At 57.3% G+C, this 25,223-nt stretch carries 38 protein-coding genes, 1 tRNA gene and 1 pseudogene; 33 read left to right on the top strand and 7 right to left on the bottom strand.

The features are described from left to right. Nucleotides 1-63 precede the first annotated feature (63 nt). From CTT34_RS10185 to CTT34_RS10050, 28 genes are all read left to right on the top strand, one after another. Nucleotides 64-711: a LexA family protein gene (locus CTT34_RS10185; RefSeq protein WP_159342339.1), complete on the top strand. Its 648-nt coding sequence runs from the start codon at nt 64-66 to the stop codon at nt 709-711. Between the two features lie 438 nt (nt 712-1,149). Further along, nucleotides 1,150-1,371 carry a hypothetical protein gene (locus CTT34_RS10180; protein ID WP_159342338.1) on the top strand — a complete coding sequence of 74 codons (222 nt, stop codon included), beginning with the start codon at nt 1,150-1,152 and terminating at the stop codon, nt 1,369-1,371. Between the two features lie 23 nt (nt 1,372-1,394). Then, a complete protein-coding gene (locus CTT34_RS10175; protein WP_159342337.1) occupies nt 1,395-1,724 on the top strand; it encodes a hypothetical protein in 330 nt (109 codons plus the stop codon). A 694-nt stretch (nt 1,725-2,418) separates the two neighbouring features. Then, entirely contained in the window at nt 2,419-2,829 is a 411-nt protein-coding gene (locus CTT34_RS10170; RefSeq protein WP_159342336.1) for a hypothetical protein, read from the top strand. Further along, on the top strand, nt 2,826-2,993 hold the full coding sequence (locus CTT34_RS10165) for a hypothetical protein (RefSeq protein WP_159342335.1): 168 nt from the start codon (nt 2,826-2,828) through the stop codon (nt 2,991-2,993). The genes CTT34_RS10170 and CTT34_RS10165 overlap by 4 nt, the downstream gene beginning before the upstream one ends. Beyond that, nucleotides 2,974-3,207, top strand: a complete 234-nt coding sequence (locus CTT34_RS10160) for a hypothetical protein (protein ID WP_159342334.1) — start codon at nt 2,974-2,976, stop codon at nt 3,205-3,207. The genes CTT34_RS10165 and CTT34_RS10160 overlap by 20 nt, the downstream gene beginning before the upstream one ends. Then, nucleotides 3,204-3,416, top strand: a complete 213-nt coding sequence (locus CTT34_RS10155) for a hypothetical protein (RefSeq protein ID WP_159342333.1) — start codon at nt 3,204-3,206, stop codon at nt 3,414-3,416. The genes CTT34_RS10160 and CTT34_RS10155 overlap by 4 nt, the downstream gene beginning before the upstream one ends. Further along, a complete protein-coding gene (locus CTT34_RS10150) occupies nt 3,413-3,667 on the top strand; it encodes a hypothetical protein (RefSeq protein ID WP_159342332.1) in 255 nt (84 codons plus the stop codon). Before CTT34_RS10155 ends, CTT34_RS10150 begins: the two co-directional genes overlap by 4 nt. Then, nucleotides 3,664-3,954, top strand: a complete 291-nt coding sequence (locus tag CTT34_RS10145) for a hypothetical protein (RefSeq protein WP_159342331.1) — start codon at nt 3,664-3,666, stop codon at nt 3,952-3,954. Before CTT34_RS10150 ends, CTT34_RS10145 begins: the two co-directional genes overlap by 4 nt. Nucleotides 3,955-4,146: 192 nt before the next feature. Then, complete coding sequence (locus tag CTT34_RS10140) at nt 4,147-4,851, top strand: PD-(D/E)XK nuclease-like domain-containing protein (RefSeq protein WP_217352950.1); 705 nt, start codon at nt 4,147-4,149, stop codon at nt 4,849-4,851. After that, nucleotides 4,848-5,666 (top strand): recombination protein RecT, encoded by an 819-nt coding sequence (gene recT, locus CTT34_RS10135; protein ID WP_159342330.1) that lies wholly within the window; start codon nt 4,848-4,850, stop codon nt 5,664-5,666. The genes CTT34_RS10140 and recT overlap by 4 nt, the downstream gene beginning before the upstream one ends. 100 nt (nt 5,667-5,766) lie before the next feature. Further along, entirely contained in the window at nt 5,767-5,994 is a 228-nt protein-coding gene (locus CTT34_RS10130) for a hypothetical protein (protein ID WP_159342329.1), read from the top strand. A 10-nt stretch (nt 5,995-6,004) separates the two neighbouring features. After that, the gene (locus tag CTT34_RS10125; protein ID WP_159342328.1) at nt 6,005-6,952 is read left to right on the top strand and encodes a recombination-associated protein RdgC; all 948 of its coding nucleotides are present in this window, start codon (nt 6,005-6,007) and stop codon (nt 6,950-6,952) included. Nucleotides 6,953-7,381: 429 nt separating this feature from the next. Then, nucleotides 7,382-8,770: a helicase-related protein gene (locus CTT34_RS10120; protein ID WP_159342327.1), complete on the top strand. Its 1,389-nt coding sequence runs from the start codon at nt 7,382-7,384 to the stop codon at nt 8,768-8,770. Nucleotides 8,771-8,780: 10 nt separating this feature from the next. Next, on the top strand, nt 8,781-9,659 hold the full coding sequence (locus tag CTT34_RS10115) for a DNA-methyltransferase (RefSeq protein ID WP_174788523.1): 879 nt from the start codon (nt 8,781-8,783) through the stop codon (nt 9,657-9,659). Between the two features lie 196 nt (nt 9,660-9,855). Further along, entirely contained in the window at nt 9,856-10,041 is a 186-nt protein-coding gene (locus tag CTT34_RS10110; RefSeq protein ID WP_159342326.1) for a hypothetical protein, read from the top strand. After that, on the top strand, nt 10,035-10,244 hold the full coding sequence (locus tag CTT34_RS10105) for a hypothetical protein (protein WP_159342325.1): 210 nt from the start codon (nt 10,035-10,037) through the stop codon (nt 10,242-10,244). Before CTT34_RS10110 ends, CTT34_RS10105 begins: the two co-directional genes overlap by 7 nt. Nucleotides 10,245-10,246: 2 nt before the next feature. After that, nucleotides 10,247-10,777 (top strand): hypothetical protein, encoded by a 531-nt coding sequence (locus CTT34_RS10100; RefSeq protein ID WP_159342324.1) that lies wholly within the window; start codon nt 10,247-10,249, stop codon nt 10,775-10,777. A 281-nt stretch (nt 10,778-11,058) separates the two neighbouring features. After that, a complete protein-coding gene (locus CTT34_RS10095; RefSeq protein WP_159342323.1) occupies nt 11,059-11,388 on the top strand; it encodes a hypothetical protein in 330 nt (109 codons plus the stop codon). Continuing rightward, nucleotides 11,385-11,621, top strand: a complete 237-nt coding sequence (locus CTT34_RS10090) for a hypothetical protein (protein WP_159342322.1) — start codon at nt 11,385-11,387, stop codon at nt 11,619-11,621. Before CTT34_RS10095 ends, CTT34_RS10090 begins: the two co-directional genes overlap by 4 nt. Next, nucleotides 11,618-11,905, top strand: coding sequence for a phiTE_015 family protein (locus CTT34_RS10085; protein ID WP_159342321.1), 288 nt, complete (start codon nt 11,618-11,620; stop codon nt 11,903-11,905). Before CTT34_RS10090 ends, CTT34_RS10085 begins: the two co-directional genes overlap by 4 nt. Then, nucleotides 11,902-12,261, top strand: coding sequence for a hypothetical protein (locus CTT34_RS10080; protein ID WP_159342320.1), 360 nt, complete (start codon nt 11,902-11,904; stop codon nt 12,259-12,261). The genes CTT34_RS10085 and CTT34_RS10080 overlap by 4 nt, the downstream gene beginning before the upstream one ends. Next, on the top strand, nt 12,243-12,578 hold the full coding sequence (locus CTT34_RS10075; RefSeq protein WP_159342319.1) for a hypothetical protein: 336 nt from the start codon (nt 12,243-12,245) through the stop codon (nt 12,576-12,578). Before CTT34_RS10080 ends, CTT34_RS10075 begins: the two co-directional genes overlap by 19 nt. Before the next feature lie 2 nt (nt 12,579-12,580). Further along, nucleotides 12,581-12,799: a hypothetical protein gene (locus tag CTT34_RS10070; protein WP_159342318.1), complete on the top strand. Its 219-nt coding sequence runs from the start codon at nt 12,581-12,583 to the stop codon at nt 12,797-12,799. Nucleotides 12,800-12,836: 37 nt separating this feature from the next. Further along, nucleotides 12,837-13,052: a hypothetical protein gene (locus CTT34_RS10065; RefSeq protein ID WP_159342317.1), complete on the top strand. Its 216-nt coding sequence runs from the start codon at nt 12,837-12,839 to the stop codon at nt 13,050-13,052. A gap of 37 nt (nt 13,053-13,089) precedes the next feature. Further along, nucleotides 13,090-13,305, top strand: a complete 216-nt coding sequence (locus tag CTT34_RS10060) for a hypothetical protein (RefSeq protein ID WP_159342316.1) — start codon at nt 13,090-13,092, stop codon at nt 13,303-13,305. After that, entirely contained in the window at nt 13,302-13,619 is a 318-nt protein-coding gene (locus CTT34_RS10055) for a helix-turn-helix domain-containing protein (RefSeq protein WP_159342315.1), read from the top strand. The genes CTT34_RS10060 and CTT34_RS10055 overlap by 4 nt, the downstream gene beginning before the upstream one ends. 62 nt (nt 13,620-13,681) lie before the next feature. Beyond that, entirely contained in the window at nt 13,682-14,611 is a 930-nt protein-coding gene (locus tag CTT34_RS10050) for a tyrosine-type recombinase/integrase (protein ID WP_159342314.1), read from the top strand. Between the two features lie 12 nt (nt 14,612-14,623). On the opposite strand, the gene CTT34_RS10045 is transcribed toward CTT34_RS10050, so the two are convergent. After that, nucleotides 14,624-14,708: transfer RNA gene (locus tag CTT34_RS10045), tRNA-Leu, on the bottom strand. An 89-nt stretch (nt 14,709-14,797) separates the two neighbouring features. Between CTT34_RS10045 and CTT34_RS18470 the strand changes: the two are divergent. The 3 genes and pseudogenes from CTT34_RS18470 to CTT34_RS10035 form a co-directional block, all read left to right on the top strand. Then, nucleotides 14,798-14,986, top strand: a pseudogene (locus tag CTT34_RS18470) (double zinc ribbon domain-containing protein); the annotation flags it as partial. A gap of 264 nt (nt 14,987-15,250) precedes the next feature. Then, nucleotides 15,251-15,499, top strand: coding sequence for a ComF family protein (locus CTT34_RS18465; RefSeq protein ID WP_254436501.1), 249 nt, complete (start codon nt 15,251-15,253; stop codon nt 15,497-15,499). Nucleotides 15,500-15,530: 31 nt separating this feature from the next. Continuing rightward, entirely contained in the window at nt 15,531-16,505 is a 975-nt protein-coding gene (locus tag CTT34_RS10035) for a serine/threonine protein kinase (RefSeq protein ID WP_159342313.1), read from the top strand. Nucleotides 16,506-16,586: 81 nt separating this feature from the next. Here the strand turns inward: CTT34_RS10035 and CTT34_RS10030 are convergent, their stop codons facing one another. Further along, nucleotides 16,587-17,180: a hypothetical protein gene (locus CTT34_RS10030; RefSeq protein WP_159342312.1), complete on the bottom strand. Its 594-nt coding sequence runs from the start codon at nt 17,178-17,180 to the stop codon at nt 16,587-16,589. A gap of 355 nt (nt 17,181-17,535) precedes the next feature. On the opposite strand from CTT34_RS10030, the gene folE reads away from it, so the two are divergent. Together folE and CTT34_RS10020 are read left to right on the top strand one after the other, a co-directional pair. Next, nucleotides 17,536-18,087 carry a GTP cyclohydrolase I FolE gene (gene folE / locus CTT34_RS10025; protein ID WP_159342311.1) on the top strand — a complete coding sequence of 184 codons (552 nt, stop codon included), beginning with the start codon at nt 17,536-17,538 and terminating at the stop codon, nt 18,085-18,087. A 111-nt stretch (nt 18,088-18,198) separates the two neighbouring features. Continuing rightward, the gene (locus CTT34_RS10020; RefSeq protein ID WP_159342310.1) at nt 18,199-19,659 is read left to right on the top strand and encodes an NAD-dependent succinate-semialdehyde dehydrogenase; all 1,461 of its coding nucleotides are present in this window, start codon (nt 18,199-18,201) and stop codon (nt 19,657-19,659) included. Between the two features lie 71 nt (nt 19,660-19,730). Here the strand turns inward: CTT34_RS10020 and purH are convergent, their stop codons facing one another. From purH to accC, 5 genes are all read right to left on the bottom strand, one after another. Continuing rightward, on the bottom strand, nt 19,731-21,311 hold the full coding sequence (gene purH / locus CTT34_RS10015) for a bifunctional phosphoribosylaminoimidazolecarboxamide formyltransferase/IMP cyclohydrolase (protein WP_159342309.1): 1,581 nt from the start codon (nt 21,309-21,311) through the stop codon (nt 19,731-19,733). Nucleotides 21,312-21,359: 48 nt separating this feature from the next. Further along, complete coding sequence (fis, locus tag CTT34_RS10010; protein WP_159342308.1) at nt 21,360-21,683, bottom strand: DNA-binding transcriptional regulator Fis; 324 nt, start codon at nt 21,681-21,683, stop codon at nt 21,360-21,362. Further along, nucleotides 21,680-22,720, bottom strand: a complete 1,041-nt coding sequence (gene dusB / locus CTT34_RS10005; RefSeq protein WP_159342307.1) for a tRNA dihydrouridine synthase DusB — start codon at nt 22,718-22,720, stop codon at nt 21,680-21,682. Before dusB ends, fis begins: the two co-directional genes overlap by 4 nt. A gap of 98 nt (nt 22,721-22,818) precedes the next feature. After that, nucleotides 22,819-23,730: a 50S ribosomal protein L11 methyltransferase gene (gene prmA / locus CTT34_RS10000; protein ID WP_159342306.1), complete on the bottom strand. Its 912-nt coding sequence runs from the start codon at nt 23,728-23,730 to the stop codon at nt 22,819-22,821. 128 nt (nt 23,731-23,858) lie between these two features. Then, nucleotides 23,859-25,199, bottom strand: coding sequence for an acetyl-CoA carboxylase biotin carboxylase subunit (gene accC, locus CTT34_RS09995; protein ID WP_159342305.1), 1,341 nt, complete (start codon nt 25,197-25,199; stop codon nt 23,859-23,861). Nucleotides 25,200-25,223 lie beyond the last annotated feature (24 nt).

The raw sequence follows: 25,223 nt of genomic DNA, 5'->3' as shown, positions 1-25,223 counted from the left end.
CCGTTGCCAGATGTAAGCGATGCTTTCAGACTGAGAGGCAATTACACGCCTATTGGTGAGGGCATGACCGAAGACGAGAAAGTAGGGCAGCGAATAACGCGAGCCAGAAAAGAGGCGGGGCTGACACAGCAGCAGTTGGCCGCCGTGCTGGGCGTTTCTCGTCCGGCTGTAGCCCAGTGGGAGAAAGGGCGTACAAGCCCGTCAGCGGAGAATCTGCGAAACGTAGCGACCGCAACGAACAAGCCGCTGATCTATTTCTTTACTGGCTCAGGTGTCAAAACGGATGATTTTGATGAAGCGCCCAAGATGCGGGGGCAGGTGCCGCTGATAAGCTGGGTGCAAGCCGGAGCATGGACTGAGACGTTTTGCCCCGTGGTTGATGACCTCGAATACTATCCAGCGCCGCCGACCTGCGGCCCAAGAGCGTTTGGGCTGCGTGTGCGTGGCGAATCAATGATCGAAGTGTACCCGCCAGGGACGCTGATCTTTGTCGATCCTGACGTCGAGCCCGTATCAGGCGACGACGTGGTTGTTCAGTGCGAGCAGCATGGTGGGGCAGAGGCCACGTTCAAGCGCTACATCATCGAGCCAGGTGTAGGCCCGATGCTCAAGGTGCTCAACAAGGATTGGCGAGAGCAATACATGGACTTCACCGAGGATTGCCGAATCATTGGTGTGGTCATGGCGCAAATGACCCTCCGAAGGCAGTAACCCCCCTAAAAATAAGCACAGCTAACCAAGCCCGCCATTGAGCGGGTTTTTTTGTGCGTATTGAAACAATGACTTACCTTTAAATTGAAAGATACGCTTACTTTTGTGTTGACGGCATAGGTAAGTATGGCTTACATTTGAGTCATGGCAGCGGCACTGACGCACAGCGAAACAGACAGCCCGCCATGGCTCTTTAACAATCTGATAAGCCTGCCCCGCCGTAGTGGATTGGATCTGCGAGAGCGCGTCAGGAGTACGCCGACCCGAGGCTGTCGAAATATCGGGACAAGATTGCGCCTTGGCGACAGGGCGCATCGGGATGGGTGATGACACTGTGGTGAAGTGCGCTTACCTATGCAGGGATCGCTGGCCTAGCGGCCTATCAGGTTCGAATCCTGACGCCCATCCCGATGTTTCACGGATTAACAGGAGAGCGTTATGAAGCCAGAGGAATTTACTTCTTTTGCAGAAGCTAAGCCCGAAAAGAACAAGCACATCATCGTTACCAACAACCTGGGCGCTAAAAATGCGCATGGCGAAATGTCACATGTCTGGATGACGACGTTTTGGGATAAGGGTTCCGAGAAGCACGAAGGCATTGTCACGTTTGATAGCTCACATCAAAAAATCATCGGCTTGAGCCATTGGAAGTACGCTTAGCCGCTCATCAACATGAGGTGGGTATGAGTAACGCTTTTGAAAAAGCCGCTAAAGAGCGTCAGCGACAAATTAACGAGGAAGGTTTTAGCTACAGCCATGACGACGAGTATGTAGACGGAGATTTAGCAGCAGCAGGCGCTAGTTACGCAGCAATATGCGAGGACATAGTGCGCGGTGGAAAATCAGCGCTTGATTGGCAGTCGCCAGCATTCTGGCCGTGGCCAGAGCATTGGTGGAAGCCTAGCGAAGATCCCAAGCGCAACATCATCAAGGCCATGGCCCTGCTTGCTGCCGAGTATGAGCGAATAGAGCGCCAAGAGCTATCAGAGCAAGGCCCCCGACCCGCTGGGTAACGCGGCCAAGAGCCTGCCGCCTGGGCCGAGAATACAGGCGGCATCCACATACCTCTTGCCCTGTCGGGACTCAGGGAAGCACCAAGGGGTATCTGGATGCAGTGTAGGCCATCCGCCTCAAGCCAAGTAGGCCGTTCACAGCGGCAGAGCATGCGAGGGTAGCGACTCGCTTTAAATATCGCAGCCGGGCGAGCGATCCGGCCACTGCATCGCTATCAGGGGATCACACGGCAATGCGTCCGCCCCGATGACGGCAAATACTACCGCAAAGACCAAAAGCTCGGGCGTCACCGGCCAGCCCAATGATCAAGAGCCGGATATCAGCAGGAGAGCATCATGCCCCCACGTTATTTTTAAGTTTATTCAACCTGTGTGCGCGCCCTGGCTGCCAGGGCGCATCGGGATAGGGTATCCAAAACATGCGATGTAAGCAGACCATAAAGGATAGGGTCATTCCCTAATTGCTGGTGTGGTTGCCAGCCCCTATCCCGATGCTCCTGCATCAACTCCCCTGCGCAAGGATGCGCACTCATTGCCTGCGCCTAGCGGGCTTTTTACGAACTTTAAAGAAATCCTTACCAGTTGGCATGGCCTCTTGCTGAGTCGCCATGCCCGCGCTGCTTCCCTCAATCAACACTGCACTGGCACTGCGACGAGTAACGAGGCGGCGCGCCCAATTCTATGAGAGGTGTTTATGAATACGACCGAACAAGAAAAGCCGGTATATCCCGAAATGCACGTCAAGGGCGCTCGCTTTTCGCTCTACAAAAACGGCGAAGTCTGGGCGCGAACCAAAGACTTGCCAGCAGAGCTTATCTCAACGCTGAGAAATAAAGAGGATGGCTCCGCCTGGAAGCCGTCTCATAAAAACTTTAACAGCCTGTGCAAGCAGTTTGTGCGCGACGGCGATGTTGATCACCTCATTAAGCAGCAAGAGAAGATATCGAAAGAGCGTGGCATGAAGCGCAATGCCGGTGTGGAGCTTTATGCAGCGCTTGAGAAGGCGCTCAAATTTGCTGAGGAGAACACCTGTGGCGGCACTGATACGTTAGAGATTATCACTGAATGTCGCGCCGCACTGAACAAAGCGAGAGGTGCGCGATGACCACACGCTACCTGATCCGCGAGAAGCGCGGAGACATCATAACGCCACGCCCTGACCTGGGCGTTTTTTTTGGCCTGCGTTTAGCGCGCACCACGGCCAAGCGCCTGGGCTACCCGCCGAAACTGATCAAGAAGGTGGTCAAGCATGCCAACAAGAACCCTTAGCCTCATCGCCCTGACCGCCATCATCGGCAGCATGATTGTCGCCACCAAGCTGGACGCCTCCGACAACGAGCGGACGCACCGCAAATACTGCCAAGAGGTCGCCGTATGGGCCGCTGAGGCGGCGCGAGGTATCGACCCGCACCACCGTACTGGTCATCCAGACTATCGCGGCAACGCTGCCGAGATTTGCCCCGGTATGAGGCCAGCGCCATGACCCCTAACGAAAATCATCCATTTACCGGTCAGCCAAACATGCGCTACCTGACGGTGGTTATCGCCGTTAAAGACGGCTGCCCGGATAAAGCCATACGACAAGCCGTTGAAGCGCTACCGCTGTTTGAGAGCCTGGAAGGCGCGCCTGATTGTGAGGTGACTGCGCTTAGTTGCGGCGACGCTTTGTCTGAATTGGAGAGTCGATCATGAACATGGCTTATGCAGTACCCGATCAAACCGCCATCCGGTATCCGCAGTTCTCGCCCGAGGCGGACATGACGCCGACTGATCTATTCGAGAACGGCGACTACTGGGCGACCGACTCGCTCATGCGCTGGGCGCGCCAGGAAGAAAACGAGCAGTACATGCTCGACATTTTCGCCGAGCGAAACGCCAGTCATCACCGAGACAGCGCTATCGCGGCATGGGATGCGCAGGTGCGCAAGGGGGAGTGGTCGTGAGCGATTGGAAAATCACCGGCCGCGCTGGCTGGGATGAAGAAACTGGCGACGCCGTCTACCACGTCACCAAAGGCAGCAAAAGCCTTAATGCTGGCGACCACAAAGAGCTAGAGGCGTTGCTGCGGGACACGCAGGAGCGCCATGAAAGCGCCAAGCGGATGGCGGCAGCCTTGTTAGACCTGACCATGTCAATGGCGAGGGATTGCCAAGACGGCATGACTGAGCTTAGCGATTCATTCTGTGAGGCCCGCCAAGCCCTAAGCGATTGGCGAGCACTGAACAAATAAAAGCTCGCTCCTGCGCGAACAGGTAGCGGGCCAGATCAACGTCGAGAAGATCAATCAGGAGATTAGCACAGTGGCCGAAAATGACATAGGCCCTGGTTACTACCAGGGCATACCGAACGAGGATTACCACAAGGGGCCGGGTGTATCAAAGTCCCAGCTCGATCTCATTAACAAGTCGCCGTCGCTTTTCCAGTGGTCGCGCACCGCCCCGAAGATGACGAAAAGAAAACGGCGCTCAATGTTGGCGATGCCTGCCACGCGCTGATACTGGAGCCGCAACGGTTCGAGGCTGAATATGCGATTGGACCGGATGCGCCAAAGAATACGAAAGCGGGCAAAGCAGAGTGGGCAGAATTTGAGGAAGCGCTGGGAGATCGGCAACTACTGACCTTTGCCGAAGGCCGAAAAGTGAAGCTTATCCGCGAGAGCGTTATGGCACATCCACTGGCCCGACAGTTGATTGAAGCGCCCGGGGACGTTGAGGCCAGCATCTACTGGAACGATGAAACGACCGGGAGGCTTTGCCGCTGCCGACCAGATAAAACGCTCAACGACATGGGCTGGCTGATCGACCTGAAAAGCACTGGCGACATGGGCAAGTTCGCCCGCTCGGTAGCCGACTACCGCTATCACGTCCAGGACGCCTTCTACTCAGACGGCTATGCCACGCACTTTGGCCACCAGCCGCAAGGCTTCCTATTTGTCGCGTTTAGCACGTCTATCGAATGCGGCAAGTATCCGGTTCGGGTTTTTCAGCTAGACCAGCAGGCCCGCACTCAAGGCCGCTTCGAATATCAGCGAAACATGGCCGTTTACGACGAATGCCTACGCACCGGCGTTTGGCGCGGCATCGAATCACTTAGTTTGCCCTATTGGGCACAGAAGGAGGCATCATGACTCAGCAAGAAGGCACGTTAAACCAGGAATTGCAGCAGGCGTCGCAGAATCAGACGCCCGCGAAAAAAGCTATGCCTACCACTATCCAGGGCATGCTAAAAGATGACCGGTTTAAGTCGCAAATCGCCCGAGCGCTGCCGAAGCACATCACGCCCGACCGCATTACCCGTATAGCGCTGACCGAGGTCAATAAGACGCCCCAGCTAGGCCAGTGCGCCCCAATGTCGCTATTTGGCGCTATCGTGCAGTCTGCGCAGCTTGGGCTCGAGCTGGGTGGAGCACTTGGTCATGCCTACCTCGTGCCGTTCAAGAAGAATTATAAGGACGACAACGGGCAGTGGCAGAACACAATGGAAGCGCAGTTCATCATCGGTTATCGCGGCATGATCGACTTGGCGCGCCGCTCGGGGCAGATGGTGTCGCTACAGTCCCACGCGGTTTATGAAGGGGACGAGTTCGAGTTCGAGTATGGCTTGAATGAAAAGTTGAAGCATGTACCTACCCGGGGTGAAAAGGGAGCCCTTATCGCGGTCTACGCGGTAGCCAAGCTGGTCGGTGGCGGACACCAAATCGAGGTCATGTGGCGTGAGGATGTTGAAGCGGTTAAGCAAGCATCCAAAGCTGGCAAAAGCGGGCCCTGGGTCGATCACTTCGAGGAAATGGCCAAGAAGACGGTCATTCGCCGACTGTTCAAATATCTTCCCGTTAGCGTCGAAATGCAGCGCGCCGTCGCGCTCGACGAGCAAGCAGAATCTGGCGCGCAAGACAACAACGTATTTGATGGCGAATTCAGCTACGGCGAAGAAGCCGCTTAAATAACTAAACGCAGCCTAGCCCCTCACGTAGGGGCTTTTTAATGCCCTGAAGATTCACCCACCCGGGGCCGTTGGGTTCCTTTCATTCAGCGAGGTGCTTATGAGCAGCCAAGGCAAAACGCCGAAACTGACAAGAGCGCAACAATCACTGGTTACCCGCCTATCGTCAGGCCAGTCGGTCAATTACCTGGTTGGGGGGGGGTGGCGGCTAATGGATGGCCGTAAGGTTCATCACCGCACGATCCAGTCGCTTGCCAGTAAAGGCGTTATAAAACCGGCAAGCAAAGACCTTTTCGATCAGAACATCACCAGCTATCGAATTAGCTAAAGAGGCTTTCATGTGGTTCAAAAACCTACTTATCTACCGGCTCCATGCCCAAGAAGCGGTAGCGCTCGACGTGTTGGCCACGGCGCTGTCCGAGCATGCCGCCAAGCCGATGGGGAGCGCTGACTTTCGTCGCCTGGGCTGGGCGGCACCCGCTGGCCGATTGGGCAATGGCCAGCTCGTTCACGAAATACAGGGGCATCGCCTGCTTTCGGCGCTACGCCAAGAGCGGATGTTGCCCGCCTCAGTCGTCAAAGAGGAAGTCGAGGAGCGGGTAGCGGATATCGAAACCCGTGAAGGCCGCAAGGTGACGCGCAAGGAGAAGGCGGCCATCAAGGAGCAGGTCACCGAGGAGCTTATGCCTCGCGCTTTCGTGCGCAGTCAAAAGATTGATCTTTGGTGGGATACAGAGCGGCAACTGATTGGCGTCAATGCCGGTAGCCGCGCCCGCGCCGAGGACGTTCTCGACCTGCTGCGCGAAACGCTGGGCAGCTTGAAGGCCACGCCGATGAGCAGCCAGACGCTACCTATTCGCGCCATGACAACGTGGCTGGGTGATCCGGCATCGCGGCCTGCTGACCTGAAGCTAGGCGACACTGTCGAGCTGAAAGCTAAGGGCGATGACGGCGTCGTCCGTGGCCGCCAAGTTGATCTCGATAGTGACGAAATGCAGCAGCTACTCGAGAGCGGGCGGCAGGCCAGCAAGCTGGCGTTGAGCATTGAGGGCCAGTTGTCGTTCGTGCTCCACGATGATTTGGCGCTCAAGTCGCTGCGCTTTGGCGATGCGCTGATCGAGGAAGCGGACCATGCCGACGATGGCGATGATGCGCTTGCTCGGCTGGAAACGGACTTCGTACTCATGGCTGGGAGCTTGCGCGACAGCGTGGCCCGCATCATGGAGTGGTTGGGTGGCGACAGCTACGCGCCGCCGGAAGCGTTCAAGATGGAGCTTACCGACTAGGAGTTCGTATGGCTAAAACATGGAAAGCATGGCGGCCAAACGAAGACCGACTTATAGCCGCTCGCTATGCGGACGGCGTTTTAGCTAGCGACATAGCCGAAGAGCTAGGCCGCACGCCAGAGGCCGTTAGAACAAGAGCCAAAGAGCTAGGGGTGAAGCATCCCCGGCATAACTCGAAGCTGGCAATAGCAGGCTTTGAGTCACGGCGCGGGAAAAGTCTCGCTGATATTGCGAAGAATTACAGCCGCCGGAAGCTGTCTCGCACGGACTTAGCCGCCGATATCGGCATCCACTACGCAACGCTCAAGAGATTCTTACCTGCTGAGATATGGGATTCCTGGCCAAGGATGACCGTAGGTAGGCAGCTATCCTGCGAGCAGCGTAGAGCCTAACGCCCCGCATGGGGCTTTTTACTATCTGGGAGGTGCTATGAATGTCGAATACCTAGAGTTCGTTAAGGGTAAAACGAAGATGGACCAGCCCAGTGGCTTCACACTCGAACATGACGCCATTGGATTCGGCGGCATGCAGTTGATGGAGTTCCAGCGCCATATCGTGAAGTGGGCGCTACGCCGTGGGCGAGCCGCCGTGTTTGCTAACACGGGGCTTGGCAAGACAGCCATGCAAGCCACTTGGGCGGGCCACGTTGCTGAGCATACCGGAAAGCCGGTATTGATTGCCGCCCCGCTGTGTGTGGCTCGCCAGACCGTTAGCGAGGCTGCAAAGTTTGGTGTTCACGCTGAATACGTCCGCGAGATGCCCAGCAGCCCTGATGGTGTATATGTGACCAACTACGAAATGCTGGATAACTTCGAGCCTGACGCTTTCGCGGGCATTGTACTGGATGAATCGAGCATTCTGAAAAACCGCGACGGCAAAACGCGAACCCGCATCATCACTGAGTGGAAGCGATGCCCCTACCGGCTGTCGTGCACCGCAACACCCAGCCCGAACGATTACATGGAGCTGGGTAACCAGTCTGAGTTCCTCGGCATCATGGGCATGGATGAAATGCTGGCTATGTTCTTCACCCACGATGGCGGCGACACCGCTAAGTGGCGCCTCAAGGGCCATGGCCGCAAGAAGTTCTGGCAGTGGCTGGCGTCATGGGCGGTGACCATCCGTCTGCCGTCGGATATCGGTTTCGACGACACCGGCTACATTTTGCCGACCCTGCACACCTATGAGCACTTGGTGACCAGTCAATACGGCGACGACATGTTCACCAGCATCGCGCAGAGCCTTACCGAACGCCGTCAGGCCAAGAAAGAAACTCTAGGGCAGCGCGTTGCCAAGGTGGCCGAAATAGTCGCTCAGGAGCCTTCCGAGCCCTGGTTGATCTGGTGCCATACCAACGACGAAGCCGATCTGCTGCGCAAATCAATACATGGCGCAGTGGAAATACGAGGTAGTGACAGTATCGAGCGCAAAGAGCAGGCCATCAACGGCTTTTTGGATGGCAGCGTTCGCGTACTTGTCACCAAGCCATCTATCGCGGGAATGGGCTTAAACCTTCAGCACTGCGCTCGCATGGCGTTTGTCGGACTGGATGACTCCTTCGAGCAAATGTATCAAGCCGTGCGCCGCTGCTGGCGTTTCGGCCAGACCCGAGAAGTGCATAGCCACATCGTCAGCGCTGAGAGTTTGGGCGCTATCAAAGCGAATGTAGAGCGCAAAGAGCGGCAAATGGAAGAAATGCAGGCGTCCATGGTCGAGCACATGGCCGGAATGATGCAGAAGCCTGTTTCCTCTGCCGCTATCGAGAAGACCGAATACGAACCACAGCACGAAATGGTGCTGCCCGCCTGGGTGGCATAGCGAGGTGATCATGAAAGTATTAAATCAGGAGTTTGGGCCCGATTGGGCTATGTACAACGGGGATTGCGTCAACGTGATCGGCGGCATGCCTGACGCAAGTATCGACTATACGATTTTTAGCCCGCCGTTCGCCTCGCTGTACACCTACAGCAACAGCGACTTCGACATGGGAAACGTACAGAGCGACGAGGAATTCTGCGAGCAGTTCCGGTTCCTTGTTCGTGAATTGATGCGGGTCACCAAGCCCGGACGCCTGCTTTCCTTCCATTGCATGAACCTGCCAGCCAGCAAGGTGCGCGATGGTTACATCGGCCTGAAAGACTTCCGCGGCGAGCTGATCGCCGCCTTTATTGCCGAGGGATGGATCTTCCATAGCGAGGTTTGCATCTGGAAAGACCCGGTGACCGCTATGCAGCGCACTAAGGCGCTGGGACTGCTGCACAAGCAGATCAAGAAAGACTCGGCCATGAGTCGCCAAGGAATCCCTGACTACTTGGTCACCATGCGCAAGCCGGGCGAGAACCCGGAGCCGGTCAGCCACACCAATGAGAGCTTTCCGGTCGAGCGCTGGCAGCGCTATGCATCACCGGTCTGGATGGATATCAACCCCAGTCGGACGTTGGCTTTTCGAGATGGGCGCGACCCGGACGACGAGCGCCACATCTGCCCCCTACAGCTTGACGTGATCGAGAGAGCAATTGACCTGTGGACCAACCCCGGAGACACAGTACTGAGCCCATTCGGCGGCATCGGCAGCGAGCCAGTAAGCGCCATAAAGATGGGCCGCAAAGCTGTAGCGGTGGAGTTGAAAGAGAGTTACTGGAAGCTCGCAGTACGCAATCTCCAAGATGCCCAGGCTGCGCCCATGGACATGTTTGCAGGAGCATGATTGTGCATGTATCCAGAAACCATACCGGCCACCGCGTCGGTGAATGCCATCATCGAGCCAAGCTTACAGATAGCCAAGTTCGCAGTATGCGTGCTGATCGCGAAATGGGCATGAGCCTTCGAGCTCTGGCCAAAGCTTACAGATGCGGGTTGTCAACGGCCCGCGACATTTGCGATTACGCCACGCGGTATACGGCATGAAACCCACCACCAAACACTGCCCGCGCTGCGGCTGCACGCGCCTACGCCTCTACCGATCAATCAACGAAAAGCAGTGCGACCGCTGCCTGCACCGGTTCGACTGGCATTTAGAGCCAGGCCAGCAGCCGCTAATCGGCCCGAGCCGCGACCGCTACATCATTACTGGAGAGAAACCATGCTGACACCCACCCATGAAGGCACCGCCGGTGCCCGCGAAGCTGAAACGGACGAGCTGATTGGAATGCTGATGGCTCGCAACGATGACCTGGAAAGCGAAAAGCTGGCAGCGCTGACTGAGAATGACGCGCTGGCAGCCGAGAATGCCCGGCTGCGCGCAGAGCTGGCCGAGCAGGCTAAGCAGTTGGCAACCATGAGGGCGGCTTAGTCATGAAAACACCTGCAAACCTAGCCGAAATGGCGCATGAAGAAACAGGTCAATGGCTAGATAGTGACCTGCTGGAAACGTGGGTTGTTCGCCGCTTTAATCGCCTAGAGCAAAAGATAAGAAATCTTGAAAGTGAGCATGAAGCAAAGGTTATTCAGAATGTCCAGCTCATGCGAGAACGCGACGCCTACCGCAACGCCGAGGAAACGCAGATCGCGCTAAGGGAGCGGGTGCAGGAGGAGCGGGATGCGCTGGCGGCGCATGTGGAGCGACTAGCCACCGCCTCTCATCGACTCATTAACGAACTGTACCTAGGAGACGACGAGGGACTGCTAGACCATTCTGACCGGATGAGGGAGGCGATAGAGTCTGTGAAGTCGGACCCCCGAGCTAGCCTCAAAAGACGCGACCTGCTGAAGCAGGCAGAGGTGCTGGAGGAAGAGGCAGAATGCATGAACGACATTGAATATGCCCAAGACCGCTTGATTGAGCGAGCGAACGAGCTTCGACAGCAATCCGAGGGCCATCAATGACCCATCAACCCAAAGGCAGCCTATGCATGGCTTGCCGCCACACCTTCGATGACTGCAGCCGCCTGCCTTTTTCCACCATGCCCGCCATGAGCAAAAGCAAAGGCCGCGTCATCGTGCGCTGCACGGAGTTTGAACATGCTCGACCAACTTCCCAACGCCAAGCGGATCGCCGCGCTGGCAGTGCGTAGGCGCATACCGGATACGCCGCCGTGGCGGTTATCGACACGACTGTTTAAGGACTATGGCCGCCAGTGAGCGGTTTTTTCATGCCTGGAGGTTTTATGAATCAGCGAGCAGATGGTTGGTACTGGGTAAAGCCGGATGACAAAGGCGACCCATGGGAAACAGCCCACTGGAGTGGAAGGGCGTGGTCGTTTATGAGGACGCGGCAGCAGTCCGGCACGGTTGCTGCTACCGGCCCCCGAATCCCTACGCCGGATGAGCCATGGCAGTGCGTGCCGAAGGAGCCTGACGAGAGCATGCTGGCAACGCTGCATGAGCGAGTATTAATTAGCTGCAAACCTAGTCGGCAAGAGGCGAGCATTTTAAATGATAGAAAGCTGTGGAGCCATCTGCTAGCCGCCGCACCGACACCGGGAGAGATCGAATGAAAACGTACAAACGAGGTGAGATCGAAGAGCAGTTCGATGACCGCGCTGAGTGGGTGCGCGCCGAAGTAGCGCAAGGACTTTATAACGCGCTCGAAGCATCCAAAGCGCTTTCGCTGTCGTGGTCTGCTCAATACCAATTTTTGCATGGCATGGATGAGTTTCATGCCGAGCACCGCAGAATTCTCGATAATATCAACGCCGCCTTGGCCGCCGCCGATGGAGAGCCGACATGACGCAGCGAGATCGGTTTGAGGCGTGGGCAGTCGCGCCGCCGCGTGAATGGCCTATCGACAAGCAGCCAAATTCGCCACGCAGCGCATGGCCAGGGCAGTACGTTGCCCACTATGTGCAGTGCGCGTGGGAGGCATGGCAGGCTGCTTGCCCGGAGGGCTACGTCGCCATTCCTACCAAGGCCGATGAAGCGATGGAGCGCGCATACTCACACGATTACCACGACTCGGCGCAATCCTGCCATGACGCAGTGATCGCCGCTGCACCTAAGCCGGAGGATGTATGACAGATCAAGAGCTACTGGAGCGGGCGGCGCGAGCGGCTGGATTGGAAATCGAGCTATATACCGGCGACGGCCCCTTTAACGGGAAGCTTCGCCGCCGGGTGATACCGGAGCCTCCGGAGCCTGGCTCTAAATGGAGAGTTTGGAACCCGCTCGAGGATGAAGGCGATGCCTTTCGGCTGATGTGCAGTCTGGGGATGAATGTGGATGTGTCTGATGACGTTTGCTCAGTAACGGGGTGGTATGGCGCAGCTGCCGATGAGCCGATAGATAAAGCTGGTCGATCTGTCGCCACTTGCCGCGCCATCGTTCGCGTTGCTGCAATTATGGCGGAGGATGCATGCAAAAGCCCCGACTAAGAGAAGACGGCACCTACTGGCGCTGCTGGATGCCCGACGCCATGGGCGGCACGATCAGCGTTAGCGGCGACACGACTACGGCGGCGCTTACGAGGTGCCTGTATGAGTACGCGCGCCGGTTGCAGATCGACGGCACGACCAAAGAGCGGGCACTTTACAACGCCGTGCTGAATATCTGGCGAGAGGTAGACGGCAATATCGACGCCACGGCGCGGGAGATTCTGGTGCATACCGATAACGAGCGAGGCAACGAGATCCGCGAGTCGTGCGAGAAGATCAGCGCGATGGTAGAGAGTGCGCTGGAGCTGATGGAGTGACGATGACAGAGCGAAAACACCTCGGCCAGATGATGCTGGCCAACTGCCAGGTATGCGGCGGCAACGTGGCGTCGGCGTGGATCAATGACGGCGAGACGCTGGACGAGCGCAAGCACATGGTGGGCGACTGGCACCTTCGCGGCTTGTCGATCGACACCGTCGAGCGATACGAAGGCGACCCGCTGCCGCCGCCATGTACTGAGCGAGAAGCACACCGATAACCGCCGCCGATTGGGCGGCTTTTTTGTGGAGGCAGTAATGGCAAGCAAGATTGGCGACGAAGTTATCTATGACTACGAACTCAAGACAACAGGGGAGAAGCGGTCAGTCACCGGCAAAATTACCGCTATCGAAGATGGCCATGTGATCCGAGATATTCACACTGGCGAGCGATGGCCCGGATTCCGGTTGCGAATTAAGCCAAACGATGGGTCGCGTGCCATTTGGACGACGACCATGAAGCAGGTCAACTAGCCGCCCAAGAGGCGGTTTTTTGTGAATGGGAGGCATCATGGCCAAAACACTTAGAGAGCTAGCCGAAGAAGAGGAGCAGCTGCCCGACGGTCACCCTGAATGGCAGCACGTAGCGCTAGGCTGGCAGGCACTGGCTATCGCACAAAGCGAGAAAATTATTGAGCTAGAGCAGGAGCTAAAGAGCATGACCGATGCCAAGAATGGATTTCAGTCTGCACTCGCTAGGGCTAATGCAGCAAGGAGTAAGCCATGAAAGCGCTGGTCACCTACGCCGAGGCCGCTGAAATGCTCAGCGTCTCGCACTGGACTGTCAGGCAGATGGTCAGGCAGGGCAGGCTGACGGCCAGCGGCGAAGGAAAAGGGCGGCGGGTCACGATGGGCAGCATTCGACGAATCGGAGAGCTTGACGCCGAGGCGCTAGAGTTGGAGAGTCGCAGCGCGCCCGGCGTGCAGAAAGGGGAAAAATCTGTATGCCACATAAAAGGAAAGGCTCGCCATTCTGGTGGGCATCGTACAACGACCCAGGCGGCAAACGAATTAGACGCTCTACTGGGACAGCGGACTTAAACGAAGCGAAAGCCGTCGAAGCGAAGTGGCGAGCCGAATCCCACCAGAGCAAGCACTGGGACGTGAAGCAGCCACGCAGCTTTGAAGAAGTGATGGTCGAGTATCTGCGCGGGTCGGCACACCTGCGCAGCCTCCATACCATCAAGTATCAGATCGGCAACCTGCGGCGATATTTTGGCGGCGTTGAGATTGGAGCGATTACCGGCGCGGATATCAAAGGCTATATCCGTCACCGGCAAGAGCAGGGAAGGGCTAACGCCACCATTAACCGCGAGCTGGCCGCGCTGTCGTCGGCGATCAACTACTGCAATCGGGAATGGGAGTGGGGTCTCGACAACCCGGTGAAGGGAAGGTTGACCCGGGAAGCCAGGCACCGTGAGCGGTATTTGAGCAGAGGAGAGGTTGGCAGGCTGGTGACCGCAGCCAGGCAACAGCGGCACGGCGATGTGCTGGCCGACTTCATCGAGTTGGCCGCGCACACCGGTTGTCGCCGTGGCGAGCTGCTGGGACTGGAATGGTCACGCGTCAGCCTGGACCCAGGCAAAGAGTCGCTAACGCTTCTGAGCAGCCACACAAAATCCGGCAAGCCGAGAACGGTACCGCTGAATAGCGTGGCCCAAGCCGCGATCAAGAGAAGGTTGGCGTGGCGAGCAGGAAACGTGCCCGGGTGCCCTTGGGTTTTCGCTAGAGCGGACGGCGAGCCGGTGAAGTCGCTCAGGGCAGGATTCGCCCAGGCGGCCAAAAGGGTGCGGCTGGATGATTTGCGGATACACGACTTGCGGCACACGGCAGCATCTTGGCTGGTGAGCGATGGCGTTCCACTGGAGGTAATAAAGGAGCTGCTGGGACATTCCAGCATCACGATGACCGAGCGATATGCGCATTTGGCACCGCAACGAGTGCGCGAAGCCGTAAACAGGCTAGGTCACAATCTGGTCACACAGGACAATCTAGTGAGTATTGGGATAAAGCAGGGAGGGATAAAAAACTGAGGTAAATCAAATTGGTGCGGATGGGGAGACTCGAACTCCCACACCTTACGGCACTAGAACCTAAATCTAGCGTGTCTACCAATTCCACCACATCCGCAGAAGACGAGGCATATATTATCAACTTGTGCGTTAATGTCAATCTTATGCAGCGTTATTTTTAGCATTGGCAAGTAAGGTGGACATATTATGCTGAGATGGACCTCATTGGCGAATCAGTGGTTTAGGCGAGGATTGCCGGGTTACTGCGCGTTTTGTTTCTACTCGCAAGCCGGTGAAGAGGGGTGGTGTTCGGAGTGTTATTCCATGCTGCCTTGGAATCGAATGAGCTGTAAGCGGTGTGCCGAGCCGCTGACAGCCGCGCATCAAACATACTGCGGCCACTGTTTGGCCGAACCGCCCAACTTTACGGCCACCACAGCGCCGCTTTGCTACCAAGAGGCTATTACACAGCTAGTGCATGATTTTAAATTTCATGCATCGCCCCGGGCGGGCAGGCTGCTTGTGAATTTAATGCTGTCAAGGCGACCTCATGCGTTGGGCTGTGCGTTGCTGCCTGTCCCCATGTATCCAGGCCGCGCTCGAGAGCGCGGGTTCAATCAAGCGCAGTGGCTAGCTGAACGGCTTGGTGAAGGCGTGGGGATGCCTCTGATTCACGCCCGTTGTATCAAGCATTTGCCCTCTCAGCGCTCGTTGAACCGCAAAGAGCGGCGGCAAAATTTAAACGGAGCTTTTGTCGTGGCAGGCGACATGCCGGAGCACGTGACGATTATTGATGATGTGGTGACGACCGGCGCTACTGGGCATGCGCTCGCTGCCGAGGTGCTGGCGCAGGGTGCCAAACGTGTCGATGTGTGGGCAGCTGCCCGCACACCGCTTCAGAAGAGTTGATAAACTAGGCCGCTCATTCAAGGAGTCATCTATGTCGCATCCGTTTAGTACGCTGTCACCTGATGTCGTTATGTCGGCCATCGAGTCGGTGGGCATTTGGCCGGTGGGTGAGCCCTTTGCACTAAATAGCTATGAAAATCGTGTGCTGATGTTTCGAGATGAAGATGGCGGTCGTTGGGTGGTGAAGTTTTATCGACCAGAACGCTGGTCAAACGAGGCGATTCAGGAAGAGCATGACTTTTTGACCGAAGTGGCGCAGGCCGGCGTGCCCGTCGTGGCTCCGTGGCGAGATGACCAGCACGCCTCCTTGCACACCTTCGAAACGTTTCGCTTTACGCTGTTTCCGCAATGTTCTGGCCAAGCGCCAGAACTGGATGACCCGGCGCAGCTATTTGCACTAGGCGAGGTGCTGGGGCAGCTTCACGAAGTGGCGGCGCGAAGGCCGTTTCATCATCGCGAAACGCTGCGGCTTGGACCAGACGTGAGCGATGCCGAACGGCGCGTGGTGGCGAGCCCTTGGCTCAATGATCACCAAGTACGCGCCTACCAACGTGTGGTAGGGAAGATACGTGAACGCCTGGACGACGTAGCGGTGGACGCTGACAGTATGATTCGCACTCATGGCGACTGCCACTTGGGGAACGTGCTTGGCCGCGAGGGCGCTTTTAAGCTGGTCGACTTCGACGACTGTTTGACGGCCCCTGCCATTCAGGACGTATGGATGCTGCTTCCTGTGGAACAGCCGCAGCAGTGGCGAGCGCAGCTCAGTGAAATGGTAGAGGGGTACGAAGAAACCCGGCCATTTCCGCACCAGCAAATGTCCCTCATCGAGCCGTTGAGAGCGTATCGTCTGATACGTCATGCGGCTTGGCTGGTCGACAGATGGGAAGACCCGGCTTTCCCCAGAGCGTTTCCATGGCTGGCCGAAGCGGGATACTGGGATCAGCACATTCGTCAGCTCGAACAGCAGCTACTTCACTTGGAATCACCGCTATGGCTGGCGTAGCAGGCTAGCGATGGCTGGGGGTAACCTAACACGGCCTTTCATGATGACGCGCGAAAGGCCGTTGTACGACGCGATGGACGTTTACTCGGGTTGTTCCGTGGGGGCGGGGTTTTCGACGCTTTGATCAGGGTCTGGACGCTCACCGGGGATGGGGTTCGCCACGCCGTCGCCGTTGGCCTGGCGTCGGGTTGCGTTGATCTCGGCAGACGGATTGTCTTGTGCAGCAATATGGATGCTTTCGTCGAGGGTGAGGACAAAAGACTGCCCCGGCGCGAGGGTGCAGTCGCCGTTGTTGCACGCCAAACCATATTGACCATCTTCTGCGTAGGCGCTGGCAGAGAATTCGCCGGAGTAAATGGCGCTCTCTGCATCATGCGTTTCAATGCAGGTGGCGTCTTGGGTCGTAATGCGAATACGATCGCCGTTGAGCTGGGCGTTCGCCACCAGTAAGCAGTATTCGGGTAGCGAGTGCGTCGTGCCACTGGCCTGCTTGGGATGCAACAGAAGGTCGGTATAACGTGATTGGCTGCTATTGAATGTCAACGCCTCGACCACTTCAACGCCCACCTTTGCGCCGCTAGGCAGATCCAGCGTCGACTCCTCTGCATGCAAAGGTGATACAAATAGCGTACCCAGCAGGGCAGTTAGCCAAAAGGGCGATGATTTAAAAGACATAGCGTACTCTCAACAGTGGCCCCTGCAATGTCAGCAGGAAAATAGTGCCCATAGCATAGCACAGCTCCTATAGTGCCGAAGGGGGGTGCGTGTCACTCTGCCACAGCCTGCTTAGGTGCGTTAAAATAGATTAATGTACCGTTCTTGTTGTACATAAATTGTTTAAGGTATATTTTTTGTACAGGATGGTTTGTCCAAGATAGGCGTTCAGCTAGCACTCGTAGGGTAAGGCAGCTAAACGGATGACACCGCAAGCTAGAAGTAGCTTGCCAATAATGGAAGCTCGCTGGCGCGTTAACATTGCTGCAAGGCGATTAAGTGATAGCGAATAAGCACAGTTTTGATGAGGCCTACCATGACCGACGATATCGCCCAACACTACCGTCAGATTATTACCGCGCTGGGTGAAAACCCCGATCGCGAAGGGCTAAGAGACACGCCAAAGCGTGCTGCGAAAGCCATGCAATTCTTGAATGCCGGTTATCAACAGTCGCTCGAAGAGATCGTCAACGGTGCCGTGTTCGAGTCACAGACCGATGAAATGGTCCTGGTGAAAGATATCGAGCTTTACTCGATGTGCGAGCACCACCTTCTCCCATTCATCGGCAAGTGCCATATTGCCTATTTGCCTAGCGGCAAGGTGCTGGGACTTTCCAAGTTTGCCCGCATCGTCGATATGTACGCGCGCCGCATGCAGATCCAAGAGAACCTGACCCGCGAAATTGCGGAAGCTGTGCAACAGGTCACTCAGGCGAGGGGAGTGGCGGTCGTCATTGAAGCCCGCCATCTTTGCATGATGATGCGTGGGGTCGAGAAGCAGAATTCGAGCATGACGTCTTCTGTCATGTTAGGAGGCTTCCGCAGCAACCAAGCCACCCGCCAAGAGTTCTTAACGTTGATTAGCTAAGCAAGGATGGCTCCGTCGTTTTGGGCCAAAGGTTTGGTGAAATAGATCGTTTCGTCTTAGCATGAACGAGTCAATGAGCCTATCAGGCCGTCATTTGGTCAGGAGTCTGTCATGGAAGCGCTGAGAGAAACACAGCTATATTGCCCGTTTGCCTATATCGATGGCAGCTGGGTGGCCGCTGACAGCGGTGAGCAAATCAACGTCACGAACCCCGCTACCGGTGAGCCCGTCGGCGATATCCCACGCTTGGGACGAGCGGAAACCGAACGCGCCATTGATGCGGCGGACGCAGCACTTCCTGCCTGGCGGGCACTCACCGCGCAAGAACGTGCGGACTTACTGCTCAAATGGCATGACTTGATGCTCGAGCATAAGCAAGACCTTGCCCTGCTCATGACGCATGAGCAGGGCAAGCCGGTCAAAGAAGCTGAAGGTGAGATCGTCTATGCCGCCAGCTTTTTACGCTGGTTTGCCGAAGAGGCCCGCCGCGTTTACGGCGAAACCATCCCCGCGGCCAATGCCAACCAACGCATAGTCGTCACCAAGCAGCCCGTAGGGGTCGTGGGGGCCATCACTCCTTGGAACTTCCCAGCGGCGATGATCACTCGTAAGGCGGGCGCGGCTTTGGCGGCTGGTTGCACTATCGTAGTGAAGCCTGCAAGCCAAACGCCATTTTCGGCGACGGCACTAGCACTGCTGGCCGAACGTGCTGGCATACCCCGGGGCGTCTTCAATGTAGTGCCGGGTAGTGCGTCCGACATCGCCAAAGCGCTGACCGAGTCCCCTAAGGTTCGTAAAATCACGTTTACGGGCTCGACGGAGGTAGGGCGTACGCTGATGGCCCAAGCCGCAGAACATATCCAGAAGATTTCACTGGAGCTGGGCGGCAACGCACCCTTCATCGTCTTTGAAGACGCCGATTTGGACGCCGCCGTAGAAGGTGCGATGGCGGCCAAATTCCGCAATGCCGGGCAAACCTGCGTTTGCACCAATCGCTTTTTGGTCCAATCCAGCGTCATCAATGCGTTTTGCGAAAAGCTGGCGGTCGCTATGAATAGCGAGCTTAAAGTGGGGGATGGCACCAAGCCAGGCGTGAACATCGGGCCTTTGATCGATGAGAACGCGGTGAAGAAGGTGAGCGAACACGTCCAAGATGCCGTTGACCAAGGTGCCGAACTGCTGCTGGGCGGTCATCCGCATCCTCTGGGGGGCAACTACTTTACGCCCACGCTTATCAGCTTTGCCACTGACTCCATGAAAGTGGCCCATGAAGAGACGTTTGGCCCGCTGGCCGCCGTGTTCCCCTTCGATGACGAAGAGACCGCCATCGAGATGGCCAACGACACCCAGTATGGGTTGGCGTCTTATTTCTACTCTCGTGATTTGGCTCGTGTATGGCGTGTCGCAGAGGCGCTGGAGTACGGTATGGTCGGCATCAACACCGGGCTCATCTCCAATGCCGCGGCACCCTTTGGCGGGGTAAAAGCGTCAGGACTGGGCCGTGAAGGGGGGCATCAAGGCCTGGAGGAGTACCTGGAAACGAAATACCTGTGTATTGATCTTGGCAAGTAACACGCTCTAGACCGAAAAAGCCCCCACTTGTTTCAAGTGAGGGCTTTTTTTATGCGAGAGTGATGCGCTGTTTAGTGGCGGAAGTGGCGCATGCCGGTAAATACCATGGCAATGCCTGCTTCGTTAGCGGCATCGATCACTTCCTGGTCGCGCATGGAGCCGCCAGGCTGGATGACGGCAGTAATGCCTGCCGCCGCAGCGGCATCGATGCCGTCACGGAAGGGGAAGAAGGCATCGGAGGCCATCACGGAGCCCGGCACGGAGAGCCCTTCATCGGCGGCTTTGATGCCAGCGATTTTCGCCGAGTACACGCGGCTCATCTGGCCTGCACCAACGCCAATGGTTTGGCCCGCTTTGGCATAGACGATGGCATTGGACTTAACGAATTTGGCCACACGCCATGCAAAGGCCAGGTCGCGCAGCTCCTCTTGCGAAGGCGCACGCTCGCTGACGACGGTCAAGGCGTCTTGAGTGACCATGCCTTGGTCGCGATCCTGTACCAGCAGGCCGCCGTTGACACGTTTGAAATCCAACGCTGGCTGCGTCGAACCAGGCCAATGCGCGCTCACGTCGAGCAGTCGCACGTTTTGCTTTTCGGCCACAATGGCGGCTGCGTCCTCGCTGACCCCTGGCGCGATGATGACTTCGACGAACTGGCGGTCAATGATGGCGCGTGCGGTGTCGGCATCCAGCGGTACATTGAAGGCGATGATGCCACCAAAAGCGCTGGTCGGATCGGTAGCGAAAGCTTTTTCATAGGCTTCCAGCGCCGTTGCACCCATGGCCACGCCACAGGGGTTCGCGTGTTTAACGATGACGCAAGCGGTATCATCAAAGGCCTTGACGCATTCGAACGCTGCGTCGGTATCCGCCACGTTATTGAAGGAGAGCGGTTTGCCTTGCAGCGTTTTGGCCGTGGCAACGCTGGGCTCGTTGGCGGTGGGGTCGACATAGAACGCTGCTTTCTGGTGCGGGTTCTCGCCGTAGCGCATGTCCTGCTTTTTGTGCAGCTGCAGATTGAAGGTGCGAGCGAACGTGGCGTCTTCGCTGACGACCTGACGGCCGAGGTAGTCAGCGATGGCGCCATCATAGCCAGCGGTGTGCTCGAACGCCTTGACGGCGAGATCAAAGCGGGTCGCGGCGCTCACTTGGCCCGCGTGCTCCTTAAGTTCATCGAGTACGCGGCCATAGTCGCTCGCATTGACCACGATGGTGGTATAGGCGTGGTTTTTAGCGCAAGCCCGCACCATGGTCGGGCCACCGATGTCGATATTTTCGATGGCATCTTCGAGCGTGCAGCCTGGCTTGGCGACCGTCTCAGCAAACGGATAAAGATTGACCACCACCATGTCGATCGGAGTGATGTCATTCTCCGCCATGACGGCATCATCCTGACCACGGCGGGCGAGAATGCCGCCGTGAATCTTGGGATGCAGCGTTTTAACACGACCGTCCATGATTTCCGGAAAGCCAGTGTGCTCGGACACTTCTTTCACCGCAATGCCATGCTCTTGCAGCAAGCGGAAGGTGCCACCAGTAGAGAGCAGCTCGACGCCGTGTGCGGCGAGGCCTTGGGCAAACTCTACGATGCCTGTTTTATCGGATACGCTCAGAAGGGCGCGGCGGACGGGGGTAGCGGTACTATCGGCCATAAGGGTGCTCGTCGTGTGCGGGTCTAAGGTTAAAACAGCAACGCCCCATCAAGGGGCGTCACTTTCAATCAATCCATACTGCTTCAACTTTTTGCGCAGCGTGCCACGGTTCAGTCCGAGCACGTCGGCGGCGCGCGTTTGATTGCCGTCCGTGTGCTCCATTACGCAGGCCAGCAGAGGCGCTTCTACCTCGGCCATTACCATCGCGTAAAGGTCGGAGGTTTGGCTGCCATCGAGATGCTCGAAGTAACGACGCATGGCGGTCTCGACGGCTTCACGCAGGGGCTGGGGCTGCGCGCTGGCGGAAGGGTCTGCTAGCGTGCCAGAGAGTCGTGAGGAGCGTTCGCTGGAGAGCAGGTCGCGTTCAGTCATGCTGCATGGCTTCCTTTGGCTAACAGACGCTGAGGGGCGTCGTGGGTCATGGCGTTATGAATCCAGTCAAACTGCGCGTCGGGTGAGGACAGGGCGTTGAACTGCTGCTTGAGCGTGCGCTGTTCGGTGTCACTAAAACGCGGATCGTCATTGAGATACCAGCCGACGTGCTTACGCGCGATGCGCACCCCCATGGTATCGCCATAGAAGTCATGCAGTGCCTGCAGGTGCTCTAGCAGTACGCGGCAGCGCTCTGCCAAACTGGGTGCCGGGAGCCGTTCACCATGCGTCAAGTAATGCGTGATTTGCTGAAAAATCCACGGATTCCCTTGCGCCCCACGGCCCACCATCACCGCATCAGCGCCGGTGTAGCGCAGTACGTAGGCGGCTTTTTCAGGAGAGGTGATGTCGCCGTTGGCGATGACAGGGATCGTGAGCTGCGATTTGATGTCGGCAATCGTGTCGTACTCGGCTTCACCAGTATAGCGCTGTTCACGATGACGGCCATGAACGGCCAGCGCTTGAATGCCTGCGGACTCCGCCAGTTTTGCAATGTGCAGCGCATTGTTGGACGCGGCACACCAGCCAGTGCGTATCTTGAGCGTGACGGGAATGTCGACGGCACGTACCACGGCATCCAAAATGTCGGCAACGAGAGCCTCATCGCGCATTAGAGCAGACCCTGCGGCCTTATTGCAGACCTTTTTAGCGGGACACCCCATATTGATGTCGATGATCTGGGCACCTAGCTCGGCATTGAGTTTCGCGGCTTGGGCCAGCATCTCGGCATCGCCCCCGGCGATCTGCACGACACGTGGGCCGGGTTCGCCCTGGTGGTCCATGCGTAGCTGCGATTTGCGTGTGTGCCAAAGTGAAGGGTCTGACGTGACCATTTCGCCCACGACCCAGCCAGCGCCCAAGCGGCGGCAAAGCTGGCGAAATGGGCGGTCGGTGACACCCGCCATCGGGGCCAGCATGACCGGGTTAGGCAGTTGGTAGGGCCCAATCGCAGGTGGCGACGTAGTCATCAGAGTCATTGCGGTGCACTTTGGTAGGCATGAAAGCGACGAGTAGGACGTTTCAAGGGGGCGTATGATACGCCTACTCGACGAGGGATTGAAGGCCAATTCCGATTTTATGCGGGGCGTCGACCTGTCAAGCGTACCCACCCCTCCCGCAGGGTCGGCTCATCCATGTAGAGTCCTTGCGCTTCATAGGCGTCCAGAACGTCCGTGGCTTGGTTGGCCAGTATGCCGGAGAGCGCGATACGCCCACCGGGAGCGACATGCCCGGCAATCATGCCCGCTAGCTCGACTAACGGGCCTGCCAAAATGTTGGCCGTGACGATAGGGTAGGGGCCGCCTGACAACTGCTCAGGATAGTAGAGCGCGAACTGCTCCTCACCGATGGCATTGCGCTCGGCGTTATCTCGGCTGGCTTGCAGCGCCTGAGGGTCGATGTCCGTGCCGTCGGCATGGGTGGCGCCCAATTTCAGCGCAGCAATGGCGAGAATGCCAGATCCGCAGCCTACATCCAGCACGGCTTTGCCCTGTAGCTCGTTGCTCACGGCTAATCCGTCCAGCCACTCCAGGCACAGCGCGGTAGTCGGATGAGTGCCGGTACCAAACGCAAGGCCGGGATCAAGGATCAGATTGACGGCACCTGCCTCGGGCGGCTCATGCCAACTCGGCACGATCCATAGCCGTTCGCCCATGCGAAGTGGCGTGAAGTCATCCATCCACTCCCGCTCCCAGTCCCGATCCGCCAGCAGCTCGTATTCGATGGTAGGGCATGGCTCTCCGGGCACTTGCTCCGACCAAGCGGCTTCAATGCGACTCAGCATGCCATCGATACCGTCTAGATCATCATAAAGGCCCGTCAGTATGGTGTCTTGCCACAGCGGTGTGGTGCCGCGCTCGGGCTCGAAGACGGGGTCGTCGTGGGCATCCTGCAGGCCAATGGCCGTCGCGCCTTCTTCGAGAAGTAGCTCTTCGAGAAGATCGGCCTGCTCAGGGGCGACGTGTGCTTTTAATTGCAGCCAGGGCATGGGGGTCTCCACGGCGAGTAGGGAATAAGGAAACTAGCGCGAACTTTTATACGAAAAACGCGGTGGATAGGCGTTGGCCATTCCACGAAAATGCCCGCCGAAAGGCGGGCATCATGGCTACCCAGCGGTTAGCTGCTGAGCTTCTTTTCCAGGTAGTGAATATTGACACCGCCCTGGCGGAAATAGCTATCGCGTACCAAGTCTTTCTGAAGATCGATATTGGTCTTGATGCCTTCGACCAGCAGTTCGTCCAGCGCGTTGCGCATGCGTGTCAAAGCGATGTCGCGATCGGCGCCCCAGGTAATCAGCTTTCCAATCAGGGAGTCGTAGTGCGGCGGCACGGTGTAGCCGGTGTACAGGTGAGAGTCCATACGAACGCCCAAGCCGCCGGGGGCGTGGAACAGCGTGACTTTACCGGGAGAAGGCATGAAGGTGCGTGCATCTTCTGCATTGATACGGCACTCGAACGCGTGGCCATTTAGCTTCACGTCTTCCTGGCGAATCGACAGCGGTAAGCCGGACGCAATACGCAGCTGTTCCTTGACGATATCGACGCCGGTGACCATCTCCGTGACCGGATGCTCGACCTGAACACGAGTGTTCATCTCGATGAAGAAGAATTCACCGTCTTCATACAAGAATTCGAAGGTACCCGCGCCCCGGTAGTTGATCTCGATACACGCCTGACGGCAGGCTTCGAGCACTTTGGCGCGGGCGTCGGGGTCGATGCCCGGAGCGGGCGCTTCTTCCAATACTTTCTGGTGGCGGCGCTGCAACGAACAGTCGCGGTCATAAAGGTGAATGGCGTTGCCCTGGCCGTCAGCCAGCACCTGTACTTCGACATGGCGCGGCTTTTCGAGGAACTTCTCCATATACACGGTGCCATCGCCGAAGGCCGCATGGGCTTCGGTGCGCGTCACGGTAATGGCAGAAAGCAAGTGGCCCTCGGTATGAACGACACGCATACCGCGGCCGCCACCACCCGCTGCCGCTTTAATGATCACCGGGTAACCAATACGACGTGCAGTGGCCAGATTCGTCGCATCATCGTCGCCCAGAGGACCGTCGGAGCCAGGTACCGTGGGAACGCCAGCAACTTTCATGGCTTCGATGGCGCTGACTTTATCGCCCATCAGGCGAATGGTCTCGGCGCGCGGGCCAATGAAGGTGAAGCCTGAGCGCTCTACCTGTTCGGCGAAATTAGCGTTCTCAGAGAGAAAACCATAGCCGGGATGAATGGCGCTCGAGTCCGTCACTTCTGCGGCACTGATCAGCGCAGGAATGTTCAAGTACGACTGCGCCGACGAGGCAGGGCCGATACAAACGGCTTCATCGGCAAGGCGAACGTGCATCAATTCGCGGTCTGCCTTGGAGTGAACCGCTACGGTTTTGATCCCTAGCTCTTTGCAGGCGCGTAAGATACGAAGGGCAATCTCGCCGCGGTTCGCGATAAGTACCTTGTCCAGCATGGGAGAATCCACCCGTGTTGATAT

The organism is Halomonas meridiana, assembly GCF_009846525.1.
GTDB lineage: Bacteria > Pseudomonadota > Gammaproteobacteria > Pseudomonadales > Halomonadaceae > Vreelandella.
Note: the sequence above shows the minus strand (reverse complement) of the source record. Positions and strands in the feature narration are given on the sequence as shown.

Coding starts and splice junctions, on each gene's coding strand:
- CTT34_RS10185 (WP_159342339.1), top strand. CDS start 64: ATGACCGAAGACGAGAAAGTAGGGCAGCGAATAACGCGAGCCAGAAAA.
- CTT34_RS10180 (WP_159342338.1), top strand. CDS start 1,150: ATGAAGCCAGAGGAATTTACTTCTTTTGCAGAAGCTAAGCCCGAAAAG.
- CTT34_RS10175 (WP_159342337.1), top strand. CDS start 1,395: ATGAGTAACGCTTTTGAAAAAGCCGCTAAAGAGCGTCAGCGACAAATT.
- CTT34_RS10170 (WP_159342336.1), top strand. CDS start 2,419: ATGAATACGACCGAACAAGAAAAGCCGGTATATCCCGAAATGCACGTC.
- CTT34_RS10165 (WP_159342335.1), top strand. CDS start 2,826: ATGACCACACGCTACCTGATCCGCGAGAAGCGCGGAGACATCATAACG.
- CTT34_RS10160 (WP_159342334.1), top strand. CDS start 2,974: ATGCCAACAAGAACCCTTAGCCTCATCGCCCTGACCGCCATCATCGGC.
- CTT34_RS10155 (WP_159342333.1), top strand. CDS start 3,204: ATGACCCCTAACGAAAATCATCCATTTACCGGTCAGCCAAACATGCGC.
- CTT34_RS10150 (WP_159342332.1), top strand. CDS start 3,413: ATGAACATGGCTTATGCAGTACCCGATCAAACCGCCATCCGGTATCCG.
- recT (WP_159342330.1), top strand. CDS start 4,848: ATGACTCAGCAAGAAGGCACGTTAAACCAGGAATTGCAGCAGGCGTCG.
- CTT34_RS10130 (WP_159342329.1), top strand. CDS start 5,767: ATGAGCAGCCAAGGCAAAACGCCGAAACTGACAAGAGCGCAACAATCA.
- CTT34_RS10125 (WP_159342328.1), top strand. CDS start 6,005: ATGTGGTTCAAAAACCTACTTATCTACCGGCTCCATGCCCAAGAAGCG.
- CTT34_RS10120 (WP_159342327.1), top strand. CDS start 7,382: ATGAATGTCGAATACCTAGAGTTCGTTAAGGGTAAAACGAAGATGGAC.
- CTT34_RS10115 (WP_174788523.1), top strand. CDS start 8,781: ATGAAAGTATTAAATCAGGAGTTTGGGCCCGATTGGGCTATGTACAAC.
- CTT34_RS10110 (WP_159342326.1), top strand. CDS start 9,856: ATGAAACCCACCACCAAACACTGCCCGCGCTGCGGCTGCACGCGCCTA.
- CTT34_RS10105 (WP_159342325.1), top strand. CDS start 10,035: ATGCTGACACCCACCCATGAAGGCACCGCCGGTGCCCGCGAAGCTGAA.
- CTT34_RS10100 (WP_159342324.1), top strand. CDS start 10,247: ATGAAAACACCTGCAAACCTAGCCGAAATGGCGCATGAAGAAACAGGT.
- CTT34_RS10095 (WP_159342323.1), top strand. CDS start 11,059: ATGAATCAGCGAGCAGATGGTTGGTACTGGGTAAAGCCGGATGACAAA.
- CTT34_RS10090 (WP_159342322.1), top strand. CDS start 11,385: ATGAAAACGTACAAACGAGGTGAGATCGAAGAGCAGTTCGATGACCGC.
- CTT34_RS10085 (WP_159342321.1), top strand. CDS start 11,618: ATGACGCAGCGAGATCGGTTTGAGGCGTGGGCAGTCGCGCCGCCGCGT.
- CTT34_RS10080 (WP_159342320.1), top strand. CDS start 11,902: ATGACAGATCAAGAGCTACTGGAGCGGGCGGCGCGAGCGGCTGGATTG.
- CTT34_RS10075 (WP_159342319.1), top strand. CDS start 12,243: ATGCAAAAGCCCCGACTAAGAGAAGACGGCACCTACTGGCGCTGCTGG.
- CTT34_RS10070 (WP_159342318.1), top strand. CDS start 12,581: ATGACAGAGCGAAAACACCTCGGCCAGATGATGCTGGCCAACTGCCAG.
- CTT34_RS10065 (WP_159342317.1), top strand. CDS start 12,837: ATGGCAAGCAAGATTGGCGACGAAGTTATCTATGACTACGAACTCAAG.
- CTT34_RS10060 (WP_159342316.1), top strand. CDS start 13,090: ATGGCCAAAACACTTAGAGAGCTAGCCGAAGAAGAGGAGCAGCTGCCC.
- CTT34_RS10055 (WP_159342315.1), top strand. CDS start 13,302: ATGAAAGCGCTGGTCACCTACGCCGAGGCCGCTGAAATGCTCAGCGTC.
- CTT34_RS18465 (WP_254436501.1), top strand. CDS start 15,251: ATGCCTCTGATTCACGCCCGTTGTATCAAGCATTTGCCCTCTCAGCGC.
- CTT34_RS10035 (WP_159342313.1), top strand. CDS start 15,531: ATGTCGCATCCGTTTAGTACGCTGTCACCTGATGTCGTTATGTCGGCC.
- CTT34_RS10030 (WP_159342312.1), bottom strand. CDS start 17,180: ATGTCTTTTAAATCATCGCCCTTTTGGCTAACTGCCCTGCTGGGTACG.
- folE (WP_159342311.1), top strand. CDS start 17,536: ATGACCGACGATATCGCCCAACACTACCGTCAGATTATTACCGCGCTG.
- CTT34_RS10020 (WP_159342310.1), top strand. CDS start 18,199: ATGGAAGCGCTGAGAGAAACACAGCTATATTGCCCGTTTGCCTATATC.
- purH (WP_159342309.1), bottom strand. CDS start 21,311: ATGGCCGATAGTACCGCTACCCCCGTCCGCCGCGCCCTTCTGAGCGTA.
- fis (WP_159342308.1), bottom strand. CDS start 21,683: ATGACTGAACGCGACCTGCTCTCCAGCGAACGCTCCTCACGACTCTCT.
- dusB (WP_159342307.1), bottom strand. CDS start 22,720: ATGACTCTGATGACTACGTCGCCACCTGCGATTGGGCCCTACCAACTG.
- prmA (WP_159342306.1), bottom strand. CDS start 23,730: ATGCCCTGGCTGCAATTAAAAGCACACGTCGCCCCTGAGCAGGCCGAT.
- accC (WP_159342305.1), bottom strand. CDS start 25,199: ATGCTGGACAAGGTACTTATCGCGAACCGCGGCGAGATTGCCCTTCGT.